This window comes from Commensalibacter nepenthis (assembly GCF_029953305.1).
Lineage (GTDB): Bacteria > Pseudomonadota > Alphaproteobacteria > Acetobacterales > Acetobacteraceae > Commensalibacter > Commensalibacter nepenthis.
Window position 1 is genome coordinate 1,837,373 of sequence record NZ_JASBAN010000001.1, and the last position, 24,739, is coordinate 1,862,111.

22 protein-coding genes are annotated in these 24,739 nt (G+C 39.8%); 16 read left to right on the top strand and 6 right to left on the bottom strand.

Going from position 1 to position 24,739, the window contains the following annotated elements; translation table 11 throughout:
* Positions 1-57 precede the first annotated feature (57 nt).
* From QJV33_RS08635 to QJV33_RS08655, 5 genes are all read right to left on the bottom strand, one after another.
* On the bottom strand, positions 58-939 hold the full coding sequence (locus QJV33_RS08635; protein ID WP_281462946.1) for a bestrophin family protein: 882 nt from the start codon (positions 937-939) through the stop codon (positions 58-60).
* Between the two features lie 120 nt (positions 940-1,059).
* Positions 1,060-2,277 carry a 23S rRNA (adenine(2503)-C(2))-methyltransferase RlmN gene (gene rlmN, locus QJV33_RS08640; RefSeq protein WP_281462947.1) on the bottom strand — a complete coding sequence of 406 codons (1,218 nt, stop codon included), beginning with the start codon at positions 2,275-2,277 and terminating at the stop codon, positions 1,060-1,062.
* Between the two features lie 40 nt (positions 2,278-2,317).
* Positions 2,318-3,553: a bifunctional glutamate N-acetyltransferase/amino-acid acetyltransferase ArgJ gene (gene argJ / locus QJV33_RS08645; RefSeq protein ID WP_281462948.1), complete on the bottom strand. Its 1,236-nt coding sequence runs from the start codon at positions 3,551-3,553 to the stop codon at positions 2,318-2,320.
* A gap of 129 nt (positions 3,554-3,682) precedes the next feature.
* On the bottom strand, positions 3,683-4,618 hold the full coding sequence (locus QJV33_RS08650) for a peptidylprolyl isomerase (protein ID WP_281462949.1): 936 nt from the start codon (positions 4,616-4,618) through the stop codon (positions 3,683-3,685).
* A 16-nt stretch (positions 4,619-4,634) separates the two neighbouring features.
* Positions 4,635-5,600: a peptidylprolyl isomerase gene (locus QJV33_RS08655; protein WP_281462950.1), complete on the bottom strand. Its 966-nt coding sequence runs from the start codon at positions 5,598-5,600 to the stop codon at positions 4,635-4,637.
* 298 nt (positions 5,601-5,898) lie between these two features.
* Here QJV33_RS08655 and secA point away from each other — a divergent pair, with 298 nt between their 5' ends.
* The 16 genes from secA (at position 5,899) to glmM (ending at position 23,970) form a co-directional block, all read left to right on the top strand.
* Positions 5,899-8,550 carry a preprotein translocase subunit SecA gene (gene secA / locus QJV33_RS08660; protein ID WP_281462951.1) on the top strand — a complete coding sequence of 884 codons (2,652 nt, stop codon included), beginning with the start codon at positions 5,899-5,901 and terminating at the stop codon, positions 8,548-8,550.
* A 39-nt stretch (positions 8,551-8,589) separates the two neighbouring features.
* Complete coding sequence (locus QJV33_RS08665; protein WP_281462952.1) at positions 8,590-9,339, top strand: YebC/PmpR family DNA-binding transcriptional regulator; 750 nt, start codon at positions 8,590-8,592, stop codon at positions 9,337-9,339.
* A 5-nt stretch (positions 9,340-9,344) separates the two neighbouring features.
* Entirely contained in the window at positions 9,345-9,851 is a 507-nt protein-coding gene (ruvC, locus tag QJV33_RS08670; protein WP_281462953.1) for a crossover junction endodeoxyribonuclease RuvC, read from the top strand.
* Positions 9,848-10,483, top strand: a complete 636-nt coding sequence (ruvA, locus tag QJV33_RS08675; protein WP_281462954.1) for a Holliday junction branch migration protein RuvA — start codon at positions 9,848-9,850, stop codon at positions 10,481-10,483. Before ruvC ends, ruvA begins: the two co-directional genes overlap by 4 nt.
* Positions 10,480-11,541, top strand: coding sequence for a Holliday junction branch migration DNA helicase RuvB (ruvB, locus tag QJV33_RS08680; protein ID WP_281462955.1), 1,062 nt, complete (start codon positions 10,480-10,482; stop codon positions 11,539-11,541). The genes ruvA and ruvB overlap by 4 nt, the downstream gene beginning before the upstream one ends.
* Before the next feature lies 1 nt (position 11,542).
* Positions 11,543-12,019 carry a YbgC/FadM family acyl-CoA thioesterase gene (locus QJV33_RS08685; RefSeq protein ID WP_281462956.1) on the top strand — a complete coding sequence of 159 codons (477 nt, stop codon included), beginning with the start codon at positions 11,543-11,545 and terminating at the stop codon, positions 12,017-12,019.
* Positions 12,020-12,134: 115 nt separating this feature from the next.
* Positions 12,135-12,914 (top strand): protein TolQ, encoded by a 780-nt coding sequence (tolQ, locus tag QJV33_RS08690; RefSeq protein ID WP_281462957.1) that lies wholly within the window; start codon positions 12,135-12,137, stop codon positions 12,912-12,914.
* Between the two features lie 5 nt (positions 12,915-12,919).
* Positions 12,920-13,420 (top strand): protein TolR, encoded by a 501-nt coding sequence (gene tolR, locus QJV33_RS08695; RefSeq protein ID WP_281462958.1) that lies wholly within the window; start codon positions 12,920-12,922, stop codon positions 13,418-13,420.
* 17 nt (positions 13,421-13,437) lie between these two features.
* Positions 13,438-14,451, top strand: coding sequence for an energy transducer TonB (locus QJV33_RS08700; RefSeq protein WP_281462959.1), 1,014 nt, complete (start codon positions 13,438-13,440; stop codon positions 14,449-14,451).
* Positions 14,452-14,918: 467 nt separating this feature from the next.
* On the top strand, positions 14,919-16,274 hold the full coding sequence (tolB, locus tag QJV33_RS08705) for a Tol-Pal system beta propeller repeat protein TolB (RefSeq protein ID WP_281462960.1): 1,356 nt from the start codon (positions 14,919-14,921) through the stop codon (positions 16,272-16,274).
* A 193-nt stretch (positions 16,275-16,467) separates the two neighbouring features.
* The gene (pal, locus tag QJV33_RS08710; protein WP_281462961.1) at positions 16,468-16,947 is read left to right on the top strand and encodes a peptidoglycan-associated lipoprotein Pal; all 480 of its coding nucleotides are present in this window, start codon (positions 16,468-16,470) and stop codon (positions 16,945-16,947) included.
* Positions 16,948-17,105: 158 nt separating this feature from the next.
* Positions 17,106-17,999, top strand: a complete 894-nt coding sequence (locus tag QJV33_RS08715) for a tol-pal system YbgF family protein (RefSeq protein ID WP_281462962.1) — start codon at positions 17,106-17,108, stop codon at positions 17,997-17,999.
* A 9-nt stretch (positions 18,000-18,008) separates the two neighbouring features.
* Positions 18,009-19,280, top strand: coding sequence for a tRNA lysidine(34) synthetase TilS (gene tilS, locus QJV33_RS08720; protein WP_281462963.1), 1,272 nt, complete (start codon positions 18,009-18,011; stop codon positions 19,278-19,280).
* Positions 19,281-19,466: 186 nt separating this feature from the next.
* Complete coding sequence (gene ftsH / locus QJV33_RS08725; protein WP_281462964.1) at positions 19,467-21,434, top strand: ATP-dependent zinc metalloprotease FtsH; 1,968 nt, start codon at positions 19,467-19,469, stop codon at positions 21,432-21,434.
* 103 nt (positions 21,435-21,537) lie between these two features.
* Positions 21,538-22,560, top strand: a complete 1,023-nt coding sequence (gene folP / locus QJV33_RS08730; protein WP_281462965.1) for a dihydropteroate synthase — start codon at positions 21,538-21,540, stop codon at positions 22,558-22,560.
* Between the two features lie 48 nt (positions 22,561-22,608).
* Positions 22,609-23,970 (top strand): phosphoglucosamine mutase, encoded by a 1,362-nt coding sequence (gene glmM / locus QJV33_RS08735; RefSeq protein ID WP_281462966.1) that lies wholly within the window; start codon positions 22,609-22,611, stop codon positions 23,968-23,970.
* Here the strand turns inward: glmM and QJV33_RS08740 are convergent.
* On the bottom strand, positions 23,967-24,677 hold the full coding sequence (locus tag QJV33_RS08740; protein WP_281462967.1) for a type 1 glutamine amidotransferase: 711 nt from the start codon (positions 24,675-24,677) through the stop codon (positions 23,967-23,969). The genes glmM and QJV33_RS08740 overlap by 4 nt on opposite strands.
* Positions 24,678-24,739: the final 62 nt, after the last annotated feature.

The following is a 24,739-nucleotide window of genomic DNA, read 5'->3' on the forward strand; positions in this document are numbered from 1 at the left end:
TAATAAATTGTCACCATAATTGTTTTTTGTTCGATTTACAAGTAAGAGAATTTTATATTACCATTGTATACCATTCACAGGCGCAATCGGAGCCCCGGTTGGATCGCCGATTTGTTCAAGTAAATCAATCTCTAAACTACGTGTCATGGTTAACATTGGCACAGCATGTGGGCTTTCGTCAAAGGGATTTTGTAAATCACTACCAATTTTGTATAATGCCATAAACAGGAAACCCACAAGTGCGGAACCTAGTGGTGTGAACCATCCCAAAGTTTGTACCATTGAAAAAGGTAAAATAACACAGGTTATTTCTGTCAAGAAATATGGTAAGGTAGAAAATTGAATGGATAAAGGTGTATTTTTGATTCTTTCCAATGCACCCTGCGCATTTGCGATATCAGACAAAATTCGATCGATCTGAGAATGAATGGCGCCATCAATTTGTTTCTTTTCAACCTCTTGAGTTACCATTAACCCTATTTGGAATAAAACGCCGTTAGGTTGATTTCTTAATCCTTTGATATAATCCTGAATATGAACGGGCAATACACGTTTGACATTGCTATTTAATAAGGCATCCTTGCCACGTAAGTGATATGCTAAAACATAAGCATATCCAGCAATAGCACGGGTAAGATCAGGATGACTTTTTAAAATTGTTGAACATTGTCTGGAAAAAGAACGACAATTATTGGTGATTAATCCCCAATGTGATCTTGCTTCCCACCACCGATTATAAGCTGTATTATTGCGAAAATTCATGAATAATACAAGAACAGATCCAATCAAAGCTGTTGGCAACGCTGATTGGTCAAACCAGTCAATGTGGAAATATTTATAACAAATAACAACCAGCATATCCCAAATAAAAAGGATAGAAAGAGGTTTAACACTATCTTGAAGAATAAATCGAAGACCACGTTTTGCATTAACAATCATTAAATAATGTCTTTATCACAAAAGGTTGTATTAACTAAAAAATAAATTCCCAAAAATATGACAATAAAATATGTCATTTTTAAGTTAATTGATTTTTATGTCGAAATTTAATAAAAGAAACTACATTATTACCTTACTGTCTTCTCTTTCTGTTGCTCTGATTCGTTGACTTTCAGTGCGTAACTGTCCACAAGCTGCCAGAATATCCCTGCCTCTTGGGGTTCGAATAGGGGATGAGTATCCTGCTTGCATAATAATATCAGCGAATTTTTGAACTTGTTCTGTTTTTGATGGTTTGTAATCGCTACCAGGCCAAGGATTAAACGGAATCAAATTTACCTTGGCATGAATGCCTTTTAATAACCGCACCAGTTCCCGAGCTTCCGCTTCGCTGTCATTGATACCACGTAACATAATATATTCAAACGTAATACGCCTTGAGTTACTTGCAGCTGGATAACGGCGACAAGCGGCTAATACATCTTTGATAGGATATTTACGATTCAACGGAACGATTTCATCACGCAAATCATCTCTGACTGCATGTAAAGAAATAGCAAGATTAATAGCTAAATCACTTCCACATTGATCCATCATCGGGACAACGCCAGAAGTAGATAATGTAATTCTGCGTCTGGAAATACCGATACCCTCGTCATCCATGGCAATACGCATGGCTTTGGCGATGTTTTCGTAATTATATAAAGGTTCACCCATACCCATTAAAACAATGGTTGATAAAAGGCGAGGTCTGTCTGCGGTTGGAGTTGGCCATTCACCATAGCTGTCACGGGCAGCCATAAATTGACCAATAATTTCAGCTGCTCCCAAATTACGCACTAAATTTTGTGTGCCTGTATGGCAAAAACGACAAGAGAGTGTACATCCAACTTGTGAAGAGATACAAACAGCACCACGATCTTCACGACGATCGGGAATATAGACGGTTTCAGCTTCTTGACCATCTCTGAATTGGAATAAGAATTTACGTGTTTCGTCTTTTGATGTTTGTTCTGTGACGACTTTTGGACGACTAACAACACATCGATCGATTAGTTTCGCACGTAAAGGCTTGCCGATAGAGGTCATTTCGTTAAAATCGGTAGCACCTTTATGATATATCCAATGCCATAATTGTTTTGTACGAAAGCGTTGTTCACCCATATCAACTAATAGTTGCTCTAATTCTGCGCGTGATAGTCCGACCAGCTCTGTTCTGCCGTCAGGTAATACAGAAGAGGGAGGAGAAAATTGTGCAGATTTTGCCAATATTCTCTTTTTTTCTTCCTCACTTAAGTCAGAAGGGGCAATTTTGGATAAAGTGTCAATAGCCGTCATAAAATTGGATAATCCCAGAGTAAGAGAAAAAATAGATGTCTTAAGAACGAAGATAAGAACCGTTAATATCAATATAGCCCTTGGTGAGGTTACAGCTCCATATCGTTGCTTTACCACTTCCAAGATTTAGGTCAATTTTAATTTTGATGGTTTCTTCTTTCATATGCTGCGCAACCGTATCGCGGTCATAATCCATAAGAACACCGCCTTCATGGGCAACCCATACATCACCAATAGCAACCGATAAGCTATCTCTGTTGGCAGGTTCACCAGCTTTTCCAACTGCCATTACCACACGCCCCCAATTGGCATCCTCGCCCGTAATCGCCGTTTTAACCAAAGGAGAATTGCCAATACACATGCCGATTTTATGGGCAGAGTCATTATTAATAGCACCCGTAACGGTAATTTCAATTAGTTTACTAACCCCTTCACCATCTTTAATTACCAATAAAGCAAGCTCTTTCAGAACTTTTTCTAATGTATTAGCAAAATCAGTTAAACGAGGGTCGGTAGGGTTTGTAATCTCGGGTGTATTTGCAACGCCTGTTGCAAAGAGTAATAATGTGTCCGAAGTTGATGTATCAGAATCAACCGTAATGGCATTAAAGGTTGTTTTAACTTTTTCAGAAAGGAGGGTTTGTAAAACAGAAGCAGGTAATTTGGCATCGGTTGTTACAAAAGACAACATCGTTGCCATATCAGGAGCAATCATTCCGCTACCTTTGGCGATTCCTTGAATCGTAACGTTTTCAGTGCCGATTTTTGTTTGTAGGGAATATCCTTTGGCAAAAGTATCGGTTGTTAAAATAGCTTGTGCTGTTTCTTTCCACTGATTTTTATCGAGATTTTGGTAAAGTTTTGGCATGTTATCAACAATTTTTTGATATGGCAGTTGTTCGCCAATCACCCCCGTCGAAGCAATAAAAATTTCCTCTGCAGAGCAGCCAATGGCATTGGCAGCAGCCTCGGCAGAGCGTTGAACTGCTTCAAATCCAGCCTTGCCAGTAAAGACATTGGCAATGCCCGCATTAACTAATAATCCTCTGGCGTGACCTTTGGGTAATATCGCACGGCACCAATCAATAGGAGCACCGGGACATTTATTTTGTGTAAAAACCCCAGCGATAGTGGTGGATGGTGCAAATTCCATTAAGGTTAAATCTAGGCGCCCAGAATATCTCAACCCTGCTTCAATAGAAGCCAAGCGTACCCCAGGAACAGCAGGAAGTGATGGAAGAGGAACTGCTAGGGGAGAGGTTGGATATGTAATCATTGTTGAAATTACCTTATATTAAATCAATCATCAGAAAATGGAGCATATAATTTTATATTAGAACAAAAATATATATATCTATAATGATAATTTTCTGAAGATAATCAATAGCGATCGTCATATAAAGGATTAATATTCGATAATATGAACGTTTCCTAAACTTTCTTCGTAAATATGAGTGACTGCCTCTTTTGTAATTTGTTCTTTGATAACTGACTTTACGGATTCTAAAGAGGGGGTAGGTCGATTGCGCTTAGCAATTTTTTGAAAAATAACCCAGCCATAATTTGTTGGTATTGCTTGTGGTGTATATTCATTATTCTTTAATTGAGAGACCGCTTGAAGAATGGATTTATCTAATGCGTTCTGATTTAACCAACCCATATCCCCTTTATTTTGCTCTCGATTTTGCAAGTCGATCGAATAAATACGCACAGCCGTTTGAAAATCTTGTCCATTATGAAGTTTTTTCAAAACAATTTCTGCAATCTCAGGGGATTGAACAATAATTTGACGTAGATTGATTTCTTTGATGGGGGAATGTTGTAAATAATGTTCGTTATAATATTGTTGAATTGCTTGTGGGGTTAGTAGAGGTTTAAGCTTTTCAAAGAAATACGCTTGTGTCAGCTTTTGCTGAGTAAACTCGGTAACCGCAGCATTAATTTGGTGTTGAATGGCTGGTTGTTGTGCGATGCCATCTTTTTGAATCGCAATTTGCAAGGCGCGATCAACAATGAGTTGTTTTGTTAATTGGGGATATAATAATTCTTTTGGAAGCGTTTTTAACTCTTTAGGCAAATTGGATGCTAATTTTTTTACGTCTTCAACGGTAATAACGTCATTATTAACACGTGCTAGTATTTGCGCTGAGTTATTGGTTATTTTGTTTGTAATAGGTGGTTTGACTGGGGATTGTATTTCAAAGAAAAGAGGATTGCTATTTTCTTTTGGAATTGTAATCGACGTCCCAGCCATTCCTGTTGTGGTAAAAAGGGCTGCTTGACCAATAGCTAGTGCAAATATGTATAATCCATATTTTGTTATTCTATGGGCAGCAACCATTTATTTTTATTCAACCTTATTTTGCAGGTGTTTGTGCAGACCCAGGAGCTGAAGGGGGCTGAATGGTGTATTTTTTGATGATTGCATCATTTTTCGTAATTTTGCTTTGTTTTACAGTGTCATCAATCACAGCTTTAACATTTTGTTGAATGAGTTTTTGACGAATCATTGGTGTTACTTTGTCCAATGGGGGGACTGGAACATCTTTATAAGCTAAGACTTGGATAACGTGATATCCAAATGGGCTTTTTACAGGGGTTGTGCTGGTTGTATTTGCTTTCATTGCAAAAGCTGCCTTTGAAAAATCAGGCACAAGTTCATCTGCTTTCACCCAACCCAAATCACCACCATTTTGCCCTGCGGTTGCTTTATCAATTGAGCTTGCTTTGGCAAGATCAGCAAATTTTTTGCCAGCTTTTAATTCTTTGATGATTTTTTCAGCTTCAGCCTGTGTTTTTACAAGGATATGACGAATATGTGCTTCTTTTACAGGAGGTTTATTCGCAAAATTTTCATCATAGAATTTTTTGATTGCTTCTGGAGTAATTTTGGGTTCAACCTGAGCTTTTAAATAAGCATCTTGAATGATGCTTGCTTTGGCAAGCTTTAATTGTTGTTGAACTTCTGGATTATTTTCTAGATTAGCTTTTTCAGCCATTTGTTGAATAGCTTTTTGATCAACCATTTGATCGACCATCATTGGTAATAAAACACCTGTTGGAATTTGGCTTAGTTGAGCGGGTAATAATTTACGTGCATCTAATACATCACCAATGGTAATATTTTGACCGTTCACAGTGGCCAATACAGTGCTTTTATCTGCTTTTTCAAGAGAAGATGTGTCATTTGTTGGTACAGCTTGGGTTGCTGCGGGTGTATCGGATTTGGATGCAGGTTCTGCAGCCATCGCAGCCGCGCTGAAAAGGCTTGATGTAATCAAAAGGCTTGCAGCAAAACGAAATGTTTTTTTAGAAATAGACATGTAAAATACCTTAGAAAATTGGTTGAAGTTTGTTTTATGAAATATAAACTTTAGTTGTAATTATACCATACAAAAAAAAGATTGTCTTTAAAGAAGTCGTTATTATTTAGAGCAATATGAAAAAATCAGAAATATTTAAAAATATAAATGCAGGATTTTTTATGCTATGGTATTAAAAATTTTTTATAATAATATTGTTTGCTTAAGTTCTGCCTGAATTTTGTTAAGTTTAAATAAGATTACTGACGGACCTTGTACTAACAGGCAGAGTTACGGGGACGTTGTTTGGAAAATATTGATGTTTGCAAAATTTGCTCGTGCTGTTTTAGGTACATCTAATGAGCGTTCATTAAAAGCCTATCAACGGCGAGTGCCCAAAATTAATAGTTTAGAGCCTGAAATGCAGGCTTTGGATGATGCTGCTCTTGCAAATAAGACGGTTGAATTTCGCCAGCGTCTTGCTAATGGCGAAGAATTGGATGCATTATTGCCCGAAGCTTTTGCCGTGGTCAGAGAAGCGTCGAAACGCGTTTTGGGAATGCGCCATTTTGATGTGCAATTAATTGGTGGGATGGTTCTTCATGACGGTAAAGTTGCAGAAATGCGTACTGGTGAAGGAAAAACACTGGTTGCAACACTAGCAGTTTATTTAAACGCACTTCCTGCCAAAGGGGTGCATGTCGTCACCGTTAATGATTACCTTGCGTCACGCGACGCCGAAGAAATGGGGCGTTTATATAATTTTCTTGGCTTAACGGTTGGTACTATCATTGCTGATCTTAATGATGATGAGCGCAAGCAATCTTATCAAGCTGATATCACATATGGCACCAATAACGAATTTGGTTTCGATTATCTGCGTGATAATATGAAATATAGCTTTGATGAAATGGTTCAACGTGACTTTTTCTATGCGATTGTTGACGAAGTTGACTCTATTTTAATTGATGAGGCACGAACACCGCTGATTATTTCAGGTGTCGCAGATGACAGTTCTGATTTATATCGCTCTGTTGACGAAGTAATTAAGGAAATTGTCAAAGCTCCAGAGAATTACGAAAAAGACGAAAAATTTAAAACCGTTATTCCTACTGAAATAGGAACAGAAAATATTGAAGCTGCCTTGCGTGAAAAAGGCGTTTTGAGTGATGGTGACCTTTACGATATTCACAATGTTGCTTTAGTCCATCATATGCAACAGGCGTTAAGAGCGCATACTTTGTTCGCCAAAGATGTCGATTATATTGTTCGTAATGATAAAATCATTTTAATTGATGAATTTACAGGACGTATGATGGATGGTCGCCGTTATTCTGACGGTTTGCATCAAGCTTTGGAAGCCAAAGAACATGTTACGATTCAGCAAGAGAACCAAACATTAGCCTCAATTACCTTCCAAAATTATTTCCGTTTATATCCTAAATTATCGGGGATGACGGGAACTGCAATGACCGAAGTGGATGAATTTGCAGAGATTTATAAATTAGATGTGGTATCCATCCCAACCAATTTAAAAGTTCAGCGTAAAGATGAACATGATGAAATTTATTTAACAGCGAATGAAAAATATGAGGCTGTTAGTAAATTAATTGAAGAAATTCACGCGAAGAAACAACCTATTTTGGTTGGTACAACATCGATTGAAAAAAGTGAAATTCTTTCTGATTTGCTGACCAAGAAGAAAATTCCTCATAATGTCCTGAATGCACGTTTTCATGAAAAAGAAGCTCAAATTGTAGCGCAAGCAGGTGGTTCAGGAGCAATTACGATTGCGACGAACATGGCGGGTCGTGGTACGGATATTAAATTGGGAGGGAATGTTGAGATGCTTATTCAACAACAACTCTCTGATATTGAGGACGAAGAAGAACGCAAACAAAAAGAGCAAGAATTACGTGAATGTGCGAAAATAGATCATGACCAAGTCAAAGCAAATGGTGGTTTGTTTGTAATCGGAACAGAACGTCATGAAAGTCGCCGTATCGACAATCAGTTGCGTGGTCGTTCTGGACGGCAAGGCGATCCTGGTAATTCACGGTTCTTTTTGTCTTTAGAAGATGATTTGATGCGAATTTTTGGTTCTGAACGTATGAGCGGAATGTTGCAAAAAATGGGGTTAAAAGAAGGGGAAGCCATTGTGCATCCTTGGATTAATAAAGCCCTTGAAAAAGCACAGAAAAAAGTTGAAGAACGCAATTTCGATATGCGTAAAAACACGTTAAAATATGATGATGTGATTAACGATCAACGTAAAGAGGTTTATTCTCAGCGTCGTGAATATATGTCATCAGAAGATGTGTCTGAGACCATTGCAACCATGCGTAATGATGTGATTGCAACGCTGGTTACCAGTTATTTACCTGAAAAATCTTTTGCTGAACAATGGCAAACTGAGGAATTGACTGTCGAACTCAAACGTTTGTTAAATCTCGATTTACCTATCAAAGAATGGTCAGAAGAAACAACCATCAGCATTGATGAAATCGAAAACCGTATCAAAGAAGCTGCTGAAAACGCACATGCTGTACAAGCTGCTAATTTTGGTGCTTCTATTATGCGCTATGTTGAAAAACAAATCTTATTGACAACGTTGGATGGTGTTTGGAAAGAACATCTTTTGCGTTTGGATCAAATGCGCCAGGGGATCGGTTTGCGTGCTTACGGGCAAAAAGATCCTCTTAATGAATATAAAAAAGAAGCCTATAACTTATTTCATTATATGTTGGATGAACTCAGTGAACGCGTGATATCTACTTTATGTCGTGTAGAGGTTAATGTCAGAACAGATGATGAAGAGCCTGTGGACGAGTTTGGCGAAGGTCAATTTTTAGAAAAAAGTGATGATGAAGAGATTGATATTCCAGAAGAGTGGGTAAATATTTCTCGTAATGCACTATGTCCTTGTGGATCAGGTAAGAAATATAAGCACTGTCACGGCAAGTTAGTTTAAGTGTTGTTGGTTTTAAGAGAAAGAATTAAGAGATAATTTATGGCAGGACATTCCAAGTTTAAAAATATTATGCATCGTAAAGGTGCTCAAGATGCCCGTAGAGCAAGAGATTTTGCAAAGATTATTCGTGAGATCACCGTTGCTGCAAAAACAGGGTTGCCTGACCCTGCTTCTAATCCACGACTAAGGGCTGCTGTAGCTTCTGCTCGGGCGGTGAATATGCCTAAGGATAATGTGGATCGTGCGATAAAAAAAGCCGCGGGCAGTGGAGATGGGGATAATTTCCAAGAGGTACGTTATGAAGGATATGGCACTGCAGGGGTAGCAATTATTGTTGAAGCACTAACAGATAATCGTAACCGTACGGCGTCTGATGTCCGTGCAGCTTTTAATAAATATGGTGGCTCTTTAGGGGAAATGAACTCTGTTTCCTTTATGTTTGAACGTTTAGGCGTAATTACTTATCCTGAATCTATTGCTGAATATGATGCAATGTTCGAAGCCGCAATTGAAGCAGAAGCCGAAAATGTGGAAGTAGCAGACGGATATTATGAAATTACATGTCCAATGGAAAATTTCTTTGCAGTTCGTGATGCTTTGGAAGCAAAGTTTAAAGACCCAGAAAGTGCAAAAATTGAATGGCGTCCAAGTAATACCGTGACATTGACCGAAGATAATGCGCAAACCTTGTTAAAACTTATTGATACCTTAGAAGATCATGATGATGTGCAAAATGTTTTTGCTAATTTTGACCTTCCTGATGATGTTGCTGAACGGTTATCGGTTTAAAATTCGTGGTTAGAATCCTAGGGATTGACCCTGGCCTGCGCTTTACAGGCTGGGGTATTATAGACGCTCAGGGGAACCGTCTTTCTTATGTAGGCAGTGGGATATTGGCTACGGATAGCAAGGCATCAGTCCCAGAGCGTCTTTGTGTTTTATCGGATGGGCTTGAAAAACTGATAGATCAACTTTCTCCTGACGAAGCTGCTGTTGAAGAAACCTATGTGAATCAAAATGGAACTGCAACATTAAAGCTGGGATATGCTAGGGGGGTTGCTTTGCTGATTCCTGCTAAACGAAGTTTACTTGTTATTGAATATGGTGCGAAAACGGTTAAAAGAGCCGTTGTTGGCACAGGGGCAGCAACCAAAGATCAAGTCACCATGATGGTACAGCGTATATTACCTAGTGCGATTATTCAAAAGGCAGATGCTGCGGACGCATTGGCAATTGCGATTTGTCATGCACATCATCGTACCAGTCAAAATTGCATCTCTTTGGGAAAGGTTATGGCATGATAGGGCAATTAACAGGATTACTAATTGAACAAACCGAAGCTGATCGTTGTCTGATTGATGTAAACGGGGTTGGATATGTTGTCTTTGTTTCTAATCGCACATTATCCCGTTTGCCCAAGTCTCCAGAAGTTGCCAGAGTATTAATTGAAACGATTGTCAGAGAAGACGCGATTTTACTCTATGGATTTGCAGATAGTTATGAACGAGATTGGTTTCGTTTATTAACGACGGTGCAAGGGGTGGGCGTTCGTATGGCTTTGTCTATCTTATCGACCTTATCGCCTGATGAAATTAGTACGGCGATTATGACTGCTGATAAAGCCACGTTAACTCGCGCACCAGGTGTAGGGGCAAGGCTGGCGGTGCGTATTATAACGGAGTTGAGTGGTAAAGTTGCTTCTTTGTCTGATCAAGTTGTATCAGCAGTTGTGTCGGATGTTAAAGGACAAAATCCGATCCCTCAAGCAGCCCATATTTTATCTGATGCATTATTAGCATTAGAAGGATTAGGGTTCCGCCGTATAGAATCTCAGCCTGTTGTTGCAAGAGTGATTAAACGTTTGAATGAAGAGGATAAAGGATCAGAACTTGATCTTGTCATTCGTGAATCATTGAAAGAGCTAGCGCGATGAACTCTGTTGAAGACCGCCCATTTGATGCGACCAAACGGCCAGAAGATAATTTTGAAGTGGCCTTACGTCCTCAATCTTTATCGGAATTTACAGGGCAAAAAACATCTCGTGAAAATTTGTCCATTTTTATTCAAGCAGCGCGTAAACGTGAAGAGGCTCTCGATCATGTGTTATTACACGGTCCACCAGGTTTAGGAAAAACGACATTGGCTCAAATTGTTTCAAAGGAGCTAGGGGTTGGGTTTCGTGCAACTTCTGGTCCAGTGATTCAAAGAGCAGGGGATTTGGCTGCAATTTTGACGAATTTACAGCCAAGAGATGTATTGTTTATCGATGAAATTCATCGTTTACATCCTTCTATTGAGGAAATTTTATATCCTGCGATGGAAGATTTTCAGCTTGATTTGATTATTGGTGAAGGACCTGCTGCGCGTTCTGTCAGGATTGATTTGCCACCGTTTACATTGGTTGCAGCAACGACCCGTTCAGGCTTACTGGCGACACCATTACGAGACCGGTTCGGTATCCCATTGCGGTTGATTTTTTATACGCCAGAAGAGTTAAAATTAATTGTGGCTCGTGGTGCCAGAAAGCTCGGGTTTGAATTAACAGATGACGGTGCGCAAGAGATTGCCAGACGCTCGCGTGGTACTCCCCGTATCGCAGGGCGGTTACTAAGACGTGTTCGGGATTTTGCCTTGGTTACTCATAAAGAAGGACAAGCTGTGGACAGTCAACTGGCGGATGCATCTTTGTCTCGATTAGAAGTGGATCAAATGGGGCTGGATGCGATGGATCGGCGCTATTTGATGCGAATTGCGGAATACCATCATGGTGGACCCGTTGGTGTTGAAACGTTGGCTGCGGCACTAGCAGAATCGAGAGATACGTTGGAAGATGTAATCGAACCTTATTTAATTCAAGAAGGTTTGGTTTTAAGAACGAGTCGAGGACGCGTTTTAGGGGAAAGAGGTTGGAAGCATTTAAATTTAGTGCCTCCAGTATTTATGACTACACAATTTGATTTATTAAATGATGTCAATGAGGAAGGTGAGTAAAATGGAACATTCTGATTATGAAGAGAACGAATACAAAACCAAAACAAGATTATTATCGAAAGAAGAAGTTCAGAATTACCAGTTTAGAATCTGTTACGAAGATACAGACGCAGGCGGTGTGGTTTATCATGCAAAATATCTAGGGATTGCAGAACGTGCCAGAACGGAATGTATCCGTCGTTTAGGGGGAACACTTGCCGAGCTATACAAAGAATATGGTCAAATTCTAGTCGTCCGTCAGATGGAAATCCAATATCGCAAACCGCTTTTTTTAGATGATATGGTGAATGTGAAAACCAGTCTGATTACTGCGTTGGGTGCCAGTTGTTGGTTGTCTCAAGTGTTTTCACGTGAAGGTGAAATTGTTACAGAAATAAAGTTGCAATTAGTATGTTTAAAGAAAGGCGATTATATGCCAACGCCGTTTCCTCGTCATTGGCAAAAGATGTTTGACGCCTTAACAGAAGTCAGCGCTTAAAAGAAAAATTTCATCAAGATGAAAACATGATTGTTTTTGTTCCAAAAAATAGATAACAGTTAAGTTTGTAGAGAAATAAAATCTTAGCCTCATTAGTATCATTTTATCCGTACTAATGAGATTCATAGTGCAGGAGGCATTTTTGGATCCAACGATTAATGCAGCAAATTTAGCTGCACCAGCAGCCGACTTATCCCCTTGGGCATTGTTTATTCATGCAGCCATCGTTGTAAAGTTGGTTATGATTGGTTTGGTTATTGCCAGTATTTGGGTATGGGCAGTTATCATTGATAAAATTGTTACTATTCGTAAAGCAAGACGGCAGGCTGATGAATTTGAAGATCTGTTTTGGTCTGGTGGCAGCCTTGATGATTTATACGATCAATATGGGGTAAAACCAAATCATCCAATGGCAGCCGTGTTTAGCGCAGGTATGGGTGAGTGGCGCAGATCGGCCAGAATTACTGGTGTTGATATGAGCAGCGAAGGCGTTAAGCAACGTATTGACCGTGCAATGTCTATTACCATTACAAGAGAAATGGAACGTTTGGAACGTTGGTTGACTTTGTTAGCTACAATCGGACCCGTTGCTCCTTTTGTTGGGTTGTTTGGGACTGTTTGGGGGATTATGCATGCGTTTGCATCGATTGCTCAATCAAATAATACCAGCCTTGCGGTGGTTGCTCCTGGGATTTCCGAAGCATTATTTGCAACGGCATTGGGGCTGTTGACAGCTATTCCAGCAGTGGTTGCGTATAACTTTTTTAGTAACAAATTAAACCTGTTTGCTGAACGTTTAGAAGGTTTTGCAACTGAATTTTCTGCGATTCTTTCTCGTCAATCAGAAGCATCAGTGTCTTCTCATCACTCTGGTAATGGTAACAATCAGGAATAAATTTAATGGGCTTTTCTGTTCAAGGTGGGTCTGGCAGAGGGAGACGAGGTCGTCGTCCTCAAGCAGATATTAACGTTACCCCGATGGTTGACGTGATGCTAGTGTTGTTAATTATCTTCATGGTTGCGGCTCCGATGATGACCAGTGGTATTAATGTGGATTTGCCAAAAACTGCTGCAAAGCCTGTTAATGCGGATACGAAACCAATTACAGTTACTGTTAAAGAGGATGGATCGGTTTATTTGGGGGACAATGCGGTTGATATGAATCAGCTGGTTGAGCAACTCCGTGCTGTCTCGCAAAATGATTCAGAGCATCGTATTTTTGTCAAAGGGGATCAGCATATTAATTATGGTCGTGTGATGGAAATTATGGGGCGCATTACCGCAGGGGGATTTACCCATGTTGCACTTCTTGCCCAGATGCCATCTGGATCAGACGTGCCTAGTCCTGTTGGGCAACAGCCCGCAGCATTGCCACCAGTTGCACCTTCTCATACTCCTTAATCAAAGGATTCTTATCGATGCTGGGTATGTATCGTTCCGAGCGAAAACTTTTTGGTTGTTCTATTGCTGCGTCTATTGGATCACATCTCAGTGTTGTGGTGCTGCTGGTTTTATTGTCTTTAACGTTTCAGAGTGAGCCTCCACCTAAACCACCCGAAGAGCAACCTGTACAGGTTGAATTTGAGAGCAAAGATACAGGAGAAGAAACACCTGCAAAAGCAGAAGTGGATTCTCCTAAACCAGATGCGCCAGCTCCTGAAAAATTGGATGCACCACCAGCACCGACAAAACCGATTGATGCACCAACAGAAGAACCGCCTCCTGTGCCTCCGCCACCTCAAGCATTACCCCCACCTCCGCAAGCTGTGGCTAAGATGGATACTGTGCAACCTGTCCAAGAACAGGCAATGGAAACACCTGCTGAATCTGCGGTGACCTTACCCCCAGTTGTGGCGCCTTTAACTTCGTCTTCTCAGTCTAAATCACCAGCACCACCATCGCCTTCACCGATGCCTGATGCGTTGCCTACAGAGCATCAGACATTTTCAAAAATAACCAAGCCAGAAAAAGCAAAACAAGAAGTGCCTGATACTTCTGCTTTGGAAGCTGCAATCAGCTCTAATCGTGCTGAGCAAAAACAAACGCATCCGCCTAGAGCAGCTGCGAATCCACGTCAAGGCGGTTCACCAAACGGTGGAGGCGCAAGAAATGGTGATATTACCAAGGGGCTTTCAAAAGCACAGCAAGGAAGGATCGCTGATTCGGTGCGGGGATGTTATACCCAAGATACAGCTGCTAAGAACTATGCAAATAACATAGCGCATATGGTGGTTACGGTTGATAATACGGGGACAGCTCGAATGGTGGATTTTGACGCTGCGACAAAAGCTAAGATGAGCAGTGACCCAGCCTATCGCGCATTTGCAGAGCGTTCGAAAGATGCGGTGCTTAGTCCAAAATGTTCTAAATTACCTATTCCAAGCAATATGTTAGGGCAAAGAAATACGATCAAGTTCGTGTTTAAGCCCTAGGTATTTTTATGATTTGAAAGTTTGAGAGATAGTAAGTTTCATACTATGATTTTATATTAGGGTATTATCACCTATAACTTATTATTTCTCTCTCTGGTATCTTTGATATATCAACAGAAACGTTAAAAGTAAATTTAGATACATTTAACTGTTATGTGCATAATGCTAATATACAAAAAATACGGGATATAAAGCGCGTGTAGTCATCATTCTTGATGGTGAAGGAAAGGGAAAAGCTATTAATTTGGATAAATCAACAAAATCCAAAATAATATAGTGATCCCAAATATCTTGTTTTTGCTGAGCATTTTAAAGATTCTGTGTTAAATCCAGCTTGTTCTAAACCATAGATACCCACTAAGATACAAGGGAAGAAAAATACGATTCGATTTGTATTTCGTCCTTAATTATGTCGTAATTAAATAATAGTTTTTGGTTAACTAAAGTTAAAAAAGGATAGTAACGTTATGCGTTCGATTATTTCTGATCAAGATGCTGATATTTTACGTGATGCATTAATGCCTCGTCGTACCGTGTTATATGGGTGTGCGGTCGTTGGTGGGATTATGGTGACCCCTTTATCCTCTACTTTTGCACAATCTGCGGACAATGCGCCAGGGGCAGCTGAGATTACTGTAGATCGCGCTCGTAACGAACCTATTCCTATTGTTATTCCAAACTTTGGATCAGGAAATGGCGCAACAATTACACAAGTGATTACCGATGATTTGAATAATACGGGTCTTTTTAAAGTTATCAGCTCGACGTCATCATCAGCAACTCCTGATTTTGCATCTTATAAAGCAATGGGTGCGCGTGCTGTTGTTACAGGGAATGCTTCTGGTGGGCGTGTGGAATTTCGTTTGTGGAACACGTTAACAGGGCAACAAATCCAAGGAACCGCATATTCTTTTTCAGGTAGTGGGGATGTGCGTCGTGTTGCCCATATGATTGGCGATGTGATTTATGAACGTATGTTGGGTGAAAAAGGATATTTTAACACTCGTATGGCTTATGTTGCACAAACTGGGCGTCGTTCGAATCCAACAAAACGCCTAGCGATCATGGATTATGATGGTGCGAATAGCCGTATGTTGACGAATGGAAAATGGTTGGTATTAACTCCTCGTTTCAGTCCAGTCAGCAATCAAGTGGCGTTTATGTCTTATGTAAATAATCGTCCACGTGTTTACTTGTTTAATTTGCAAACGGGTCAACAAAGAATATTAGGCGATTTTTCTGGGATTTCTTTTGCACCCCGTTTCTCCCCTGACGGGCGTTCAGTTGTGATGTCTGTGACTCGTGGTGCTGGATCAGATATTTACGTTGTTGATCTGGCTTCTGGTTCAAAAAGACAATTAACCAGTTCTGGCGCAATTGATACCAGTCCTTGTTATAGCCCAGATGGTTCTCAAATTGTGTTCTCTTCTGATCGTGGTGGAAAACAACAACTTTATATTATGAGTGCCAGTGGTGGTGGTGCGCATCGTATTTCTTATGGTAGTGGAAGTTATGCTGGACCCGTTTGGTCTCCTCGCAAAGATGTGATTGCATTTGTGCGTATTTCTGGTGGTTTCTCCTTAGGGGTGATGGCGCCTGATGGCAGTGGCGAACGTATTTTAACCCAAGGTTATACTGTTGAAAGCCCAACTTTTTGTCCAAATGGTCGTGTCCTAGCTTTCTGTAATCAGTCAGCTGCTGGTGCTGGTGGGGCAGGGTTCTCGTCTTCTATTAAAACCATTGATGTAACTGGATTTAATGAACGTTCAATTCGTACATCGACGATGGCATCAGGACCATCTTGGTCTTCTAGCAACACTTAAAAAATAAATATCAATTCTATTTAAAAATTATAAACAAAAAACAAACTTTTTGATAAAGTAGAATCAATCTTAACCTGATTGCAGGTTCGGGTGAAAAGAACAGAGATATTCTTTGTTCTTTTAATTTTTATATTTGTTTTGCGATCATTTATCATTGGGATAATTTGAAAGCGATTTTGTAGGAATACAGATAATGAAATTAAAGCTTCTTGGTGCTTTTGGTGCTGCATTGATGCTTGCTGCTTGCGGACACAGTGATGATAAAGGTGCGTCAACAGGAAATGGTGCTGGCCAACAAACTGTTAGTGGAGTAGTTCCTGGTAGTCAAGCTGATTTGGTTGCTAATGTTGGTGATCGTATTTTTTTCCCGTTCAATTCAAATAATTTGACTAGCGATGCACGTTCAACATTAAACCGTCAATCAGAATGGTTAAAACGTTATCCAAATGTACAAGTTATGGTTGCTGGTAACTGCGATGATCGCGGAACAGAAGAATATAACATTGCGTTGGGTTCACGTCGTGCAAATGCTGCTCGTGATTACTTGGTATCTTTGGGTGTATCTCCTGATCGTATTACAACGATCTCTTATGGTAAAGATCGCCCAGTTGCAGAAGGTGATAACGAAGAATCATACGCACAAAATCGTAATGCGACAACTTCTGTACGTTAAAATATATTGATCTATCAATATTGATAAAAAACCGATAAAACGTATGATATGTTTTATCGGTTTTTTGTTATTCATAAAATAAAATTTGTTTGATGAATAAGGTATAGAGTTATTGGTAACCAGATCATCCTATAAAGATATCTCAAAGGGTAATGTAAATGCTATTTTTTGAAACTCGTGTTGTAAAACAATCAGAATATTTATCGTATAAAAAACTATTTAGAGGCGCATTATTGGGGGTGTTTTTACTTTCAGGAGGGATGACTGGGCGTGCTTTTGCGCAAGATGTGTCCAGTCGCGATGTTATTTCATTGCAAAATCAAATCGAATCCTTAAAAGCACAGGTCACTCAATTACAACAAACAAATTCCTTTTCTGGTAATTCAGATCGCCGTTCTAAGAGTAGTAACAGCAATACAAGCGACGGTAATCCCAGTGGGTTATTGCCTGAGTTATTGACAAGAGTAAATAATTTAGAAGACCAGCAACGTGTGATGCGCGGTCAACTGGATGATTTAACCAACCAATTTCAAACAAAAATTGATTTATTAAATAAGAAAATTGATGATGCGAATTTTGCTGCGGGTGGAAATAGTAGTGGATCGGCTGCGCCTGTTGCTAAGGTGTCACAGGCTGAAACTGCTGCATCTGAAACATCAAAACCAGTAGCGAGAGCAGGGGATTCTTTAAAGGATGGTCAACAAGCGTTGTTGGGTAAAAATTATTCTCAGGCAGAATCGATTGCTCGAAATATCATTGCGACTCCACAAGGTAAAAAATCTGTTCCTGCGCATTTCTTATTGGCACAATCTTTGGCTGGACAACAACGTTACAAAGATGCTTCTGTTGGGTATTTTGATATTTATAAAAAATTCCCAGACTCAACCCGTGCCCCCGAAGCATTATTGGGCGTAGGGATTACATTATTGAAAAATGGTGATAGTGCAGCTTCTTGCCAAGCACTTAATTTATTGAATAGTAAATATCCAAATGCTTCTAGCCGTATTAAAAGCGCGGCATCAAGTTTACATAAAAGGGCAAAATGCCCTTAAAATCACAGCATGGATGAGTTAGACTTTGCTCCTTTGCTGCAAGAGGAGTTTAATCAATATATTGATCCTTTGGGACCATGGGGAGAGGATACAGAAAATACTCCTCCCGTAGCGATCGCTGTTTCAGGGGGGGCAGATAGTTTGTGCCTTGCGTTGCTGGCTTCTAGATGGCGTAGAAATATCTATGCGTTTATTGTCGATCATCAATTGCGGGCATCTTCTGGGCAAGAAGCAATGATTACTCAAAGATGCCTATCCAATTTATCTATTCCATCTAAAATTTTAACGCTAAATAATTTGAATGCAGGCGCTGCTTTAGAGGAGCGTGCAAGAATAGCCAGATATGATGCGTTATTTGAAGCTTGTTCCCAAAAAGGCTGTGTTGATTTATTGCTTGGGCACCATGCTGGGGATCAAGCCGAAACAGTCTTAATGCGTATTCGTGCGGGTAGTGCTGCAGATGGCTTGGCAGGTATGGCACTGATTATGGATTTACCTAATATAAGGTTAGTCAGACCATTATTATCTGTATCCCCACAACGATTACGTGCAACCCTTAAAAAAGAAAACATGTCTTGGGTAGAGGACCCATCAAACCAGGATATGCATATTCGACGGAATCAATTACGAAAAGAACTATCTACAAGCTCGAAAAAATCTGGTGTGATCTCTACTTTGTTACGGCGTTCTCGTGAAGAAGGACGCAATCGCATGAGCAAGGATAAAGAACAAGCAGATTTATTGGTTCGGCAAGTTGAGGTAAGACCAGAAGGATTCGCACTTTTATCAGTAAAAACAATGACTCCTAGAGCCTTGGGGGCGGTTATTCGAACAATTTCAGGTTCTGTTTATGCACCAGTATCGCAGTCATTGGAGCGGTTGCGTCATTTACGTTCTATGACTGTTGGTGGTGTTAAAATACAACCTGCAGGACGGTTAGGCGATGGATGGTTAATGTTGCGTGAGGAAGCTGTCATGCAACAAAGAATAAAAATTGTTCCAGATTGTATTTGGGATCAACGTTTTCGTGTTGTGATTCCTGAGGGACAAATGAAAGACGGAATAGAGGTTGGCGCTTTGGGGGATGGATATAAACAATTTGCCAATCGTAATACATTTCCTTCGGCGTTATTAAGGGTATTACCCGCTTTTTGGAATGGTGAAACTTTAATTGCAGTACCGTATTTAGACGTATTTTTACAAGATCATGTTAAAAATTGGCGAATTATTTTTCAGCCTAAACAACCAATGACACAAAGTTATCTTTTTTTAGGTATATAACCAAGGTAATAAGTTTTAATGTAATGAATTAAAATGAGGAAAAATAATTTTTGTGACTAGGAAAAAATCAGTTTAGTCCTTATGTTAAATAAGTAATAGTAATAATAAAACAAAATAATTTTCATTTTGTTTAAGGGATTTGTAAAACAAGACGTGTTTGTTTTGAACATGGAAATATAAAAGAGTATGAACAAAAAGAATTTTGGCCGTAATTTAAGTTTATGGGTTGTTGTGATCGTGATGGTCATGCTGGCTGCTGGATTTTTCCGTCCAGATACAGCGCAAACTACTGGGGAACAAGTTAATTATTCACAGTTCATCAGTAATATCGATCAAGGAAAAGTTAAATCTGTCGTTATTCAAGATCGTAATTTAAGCGGTAAATATAAGGACGACAAGACTTTTACCACCTATTTGCCGCCCTCTACGAATGATTTGCTTGCAAAACTATCAAGTAAAGATGTCTCTATCGAAGCAAAACCATTGGATAATCAACCCAATTTATTTTGGCGTTTGATTATTAATTTGCTTCCGACTTTGTTGATTATTGGGCTGTTTATTTTACTGATGCGCAATATGCAAGGTGCTGGTGGTAAAGCCATGGGATTTGGAAAATCCAAAGCCAAAATGTTGACCGAGAAGCAAGGTCGAGTCACATTTGCAGACGTTGCGGGTATTGATGAAGCCAAAGCTGAGTTAGAGGAAATTGTTGAGTATTTAAAAGATTCTCAAAAATTCCAACGTTTGGGTGGTAAAATCCCTAAAGGGGTTTTGTTGGTTGGACCTCCTGGAACAGGTAAAACATTATTGGCACGTGCTATTGCTGGTGAAGCAAATGTTCCATTCTTTACAATTTCAGGTTCAGACTTTGTTGAGATGTTTGTAGGGGTCGGGGCTTCTCGTGTTCGTGATATGTTTGAGCAAGGGAAAAAAGCTGCACCTTGTATTATTTTTATCGATGAAATTGATGCTGTCGGTCGTCATCGTGGTGTCGGCATGGGTGGTGGAAACGATGAGCGTGAACAAACATTGAACCAAATGTTGGTAGAGATGGATGGGTTTGATAGTAGCGAAAGCGTTATTTTGATTGCTGCAACAAACCGTCCAGATGTTCTTGATCCTGCATTGTTGCGTCCTGGGCGTTTTGACCGTCAAGTGGTTGTTCCAAATCCTGATGTTGCCGGGCGTGAAAAGATTTTGCGTGTGCATATGCGTAAAGTCCCCGTCACAAGTGATGTTGATCCAAAAGTAATTGCCAGAGGTACTCCAGGTTTTTCCGGTGCAGATCTTGCAAACCTAGTCAATGAAGCGGCTTTGTTGGCAGCACGTTTAAATCGTCGCACCGTTTCGATGCTCGAGTTTGAAAATGCCAAAGATAAAGTCATGATGGGTGCAGAGCGTCGCTCGTTGGTGATGAGTGATGAAGAGAAAAGAAATACGGCTTATCATGAAGCAGGACATGCGCTTTGTGCGCTATTAATTCCTGGCTGTGATCCTGTGCATAAAGCTACCATTATTCCTCGTGGTCGTGCGTTGGGAATGGTGATGAGTTTGCCTGAAGGGGATCGCTATTCTGAAACCAAGTTAAGGTGTAAGGCTCGTCTTGTCTTGGCGATGGGCGGACGTTGTGGTGAAGAGCTGGCTTTTGGTTCTGAAAATATTACCAGTGGCGCGTCAAGTGATATTCAAATGGCAACAAACCTTGCCCATAATATGGTGACTGAATGGGGAATGAGTGAAAAGCTCGGTATGGTCAATTATGGTGATGGTGAGCAAGGTTATTGGCAAAAACCAAGCAAATCAGGGTTGACTATTCGAGAAATTGAAATTGAAGTGAAACAATTGATCGATGAAGCCTATACCCGTGCCATGAATTTGTTGACTGAACATAGGGAAAAATGGGAGCGCCTAGCCGAAGGATTGTTAGAATATGAAACATTAAACGCCGATGAAATCCAACGTGTTTTACGTGGTGAAAAAATAGAGCGTAGTTTTGTAGACGATACAACAAAAAATCTTCGGTCATCTGTTCCTGAAATTGCACCTACGGAAGAAATAGAGACTTCATCTGAAAAAAAACAGACAGAAGATGATCATAAAGAAACATCTTTGAAGCTGGATAAATCAGAAGATAAAACAGATCCAACAGCGTAGTTTGTTGAATAATTAAACAAAGTGTTAAAGTGAAAGAAGAAATTCTTTCACTTTTTTATATATAGGCTTGGCGAAATAATGATTTCTTCATAGTAGATAAGGAATGCAAGATAATTTATTTTTAGAGCCAATGGCGTTTTTATATGATGATGTTGCTGAGCAAGCGATATATAAAAAGCATGCCTATCCTTTTTTGGGTCAGCAAAACCTAGCGTTTTCAATGGTAAGGCAAATCAGTGATTGTCAAAATCATCCTGCTTTGTCGACGGATTTATTTCCAACAATATGGCAACAACAAATAAATCGGTTATCATCTCCATTACCGATGGCGGGTTTGCCTGCTGGTCCGTTAGTTATGGGAATATTAAATATTACCCCAGATAGTTTCAGTGATGGTGGTAAGTATTATCAACTTAATGATGCTGTTTGTGCAGGTCATCAAATGGTAAAAGATGGCGCTGCGATTATTGATATTGGTGGTGAAAGCACCCGACCAGGATCTATTCCAATAACACCGCAAGAGGAGTGTGAGCGCATCTTGCCAGTCATTAAGCAATTGCAAGGATGCGGTGCTTTGATCTCGGTGGATACACGGCACGCCCAAACCATGTATTATGCGTTAGAGGCTGGTGCAAATATTATTAATGATATTTCAGCCTTAGATGATCCTGAGAGCGCAAAGATTATAGCACAAGCAAAATGCCCAGTGATTTTGATGCATATGCGTGGAACGCCCCAGACAATGGGAAATCATGCAACTTATGATAACGTTGTTTATGTTGTGTTGTCAGAGCTTAGTAATAAGATTCAGAAAGCAGAGCAAGCTGGGGTTTTACGGAATCAAATTATCATTGATCCAGGTATTGGGTTTGCAAAAAATCAACAGCATAATTTGTTATTAATAAAGCATTTTTCAGTTTTCGCAAATTTAGGGTGTCGTTTATTATTGGCGGTATCAAGAAAACGATTTATTAAAGAGATTATGAGTAATATCGATTCTGACCATTATGATTGGGGAACTATGGTGGCCTCATTACCTTTTATGATGGTTGGCAATGGGATTATTCGAGTGCATAATGTACCGGCAATGGTACAGACAATGAAAATATGGCAAGCTTTACATTAAAATAACAAAGCAAAGCGGCTGTAAAAACAAACAACCTTGGAAAGACAGATGAGTAATCAAAGAGTTTTTTTTGGAACTGATGGAATTCGTGGCACTGCAAATAGTAACCCAATGACTGTAGAGGTTGCACAAAAGCTGGGGCAAGCGGTTGGTTTGTTATTTAAAAATGAAGGCGATCAAAGGCGTCATCAGGTCTTGATCGGCAAAGATACACGTTTATCAGGCTATATGATTGAAAGTGCATTGATTGCAGGATTTTTATCCGCAGGAATCGATGTAATTGTGGTTGGACCAATGCCCACACCTGCGATTGCCATGTTGACACGGTCATTGCGTGCTGATTTAGGGGTTATGATTTCAGCGTCACATAATCCTTATTATGATAATGGTATCAAGATTTTTGATCGTGACGGGTTTAAGCTCTCTGATGCGCAGGAAATTGAAATTGAACGATTAATACAATCCGACCTTTCCCATCGTTTAGCTGGTCCTGAACAGATAGGGAGAGCCGTTCGTTTGGATGATGCCGCAGGACGTTATATTGAACATGCAAAGGCTTCTTTCCCAAGACAATATCGTCTTAATGGATTGAAAATTGTCATTGATTGTGCGAATGGCGCAGCATATAAAGTTGCCCCCGCAGCATTGTGGGAATTAGGAGCAGAAGTCATTTCTTTGGGATGTAAACCAAATGGATTTAACATTAATGACAAATGTGGTTCCACGCATCCAGAGGTTTTGTGCCAAGCCGTTATAGAGCATCAAGCGGATATTGGTATTGCGCTTGATGGTGACGCTGATCGAATGTTGTTGATTGATGAGACTGGAAAAGTTCTTGATGGCGATCAAATTCTTGCGGTGATTGCCTCCTCTTGGGCTGCCAAAGGTTATTTGCCAAACAAACATGTCGTTGCTACTATCATGTCAAATATGGGCTTGGAACGCTTTTTAAAATCTCAAAATCTTGAACTGTTAAGAACGCAGGTGGGTGATCGTTATGTTGTCGAAAAAATGCGTGAGCTGGGATGTATTATTGGTGGGGAACAATCTGGACATATGATTTTGTCTAATTTTTCCACAACAGGCGATGGGCTGATTGCTGCATTACAAGTATTGGCTGTTTTAGTTGAAAGAAAACAAAAAGCCAGCGTTGTTTGTAATATGTTTTCCCCATTTCCTCAGGAATTAAGAAACATACGGTTTCAAGGGAATGATCCATTAACACATGAAAATGTTCAAAAAGCGTTGAAAGAAGCAGAAAAGGAATTGGGCAAGGACGGTCGTATTATTTTAAGGAAAAGTGGCACTGAACCTTTGATACGAGTGATGGCAGAGGCAGAGGATTATGCGAGTGTTGACCGTATCCTAACACAACTATGTGGGGTTATTCACGACGTGAAGGATTGCTAGTACCGTTTTCTTTTGCATTTTAATAATAAATACGAAATTATATTATATATCAGCTGGTTACTTTGCACAAAGAAGCTGGCTGGTGCAGATAAAAGCTGTTGAGAGGGCTGAATATAAGGATCATTTGTAAGGTCCAAGGACGCGTTATTAATCATGCTTTGTAAGTGATATGGGGTTGTTTGTGCGTGAAATTGTAACCCGATAACATGATTTTTGATTTGAAACGCTTGGTTTTTGCAAATTGGACTGGATGCAAGTAATGTTGCCTCTTCTGGAAGTTCAAACTCATCTTTGTGCCAAAATAAACTTGTAAAATGATCTGGGAAGTGGAAACAATTTCTCTTTGAGGTTGATTCAGCTTTTATAGGATACCAACCGATCGCTTTATGGGGGGCAGAGTTTACTTTTGCTCCGAAAATATCAGCAATTAATTGCGCACCAAAACATATACCTAATGTCGGAATGTTATTTTCAATTGCTTTTTTAATAAGTTCTTTTTCTTTGGTGAGCCACGGGTATTGTTCTTCATCATAAATACTCATTGGTCCACCTAGAACAATTAACAGGTTGGCAGATTCAATATTTGGAAGCGGAGAATCCGGTTTGTACAGGAAACAAATATCTGAAGCAATTCCTTGCTCATGTAACCATGATAAGATATACCCAGGGCCTTCGAAAATCGCATGCTGTAAAATAATAGCTCTCATTTTAGACCATTTCAAATACAAAGTTTACTATTGTTTGTAGTATATAGTGCAAATATTAAACA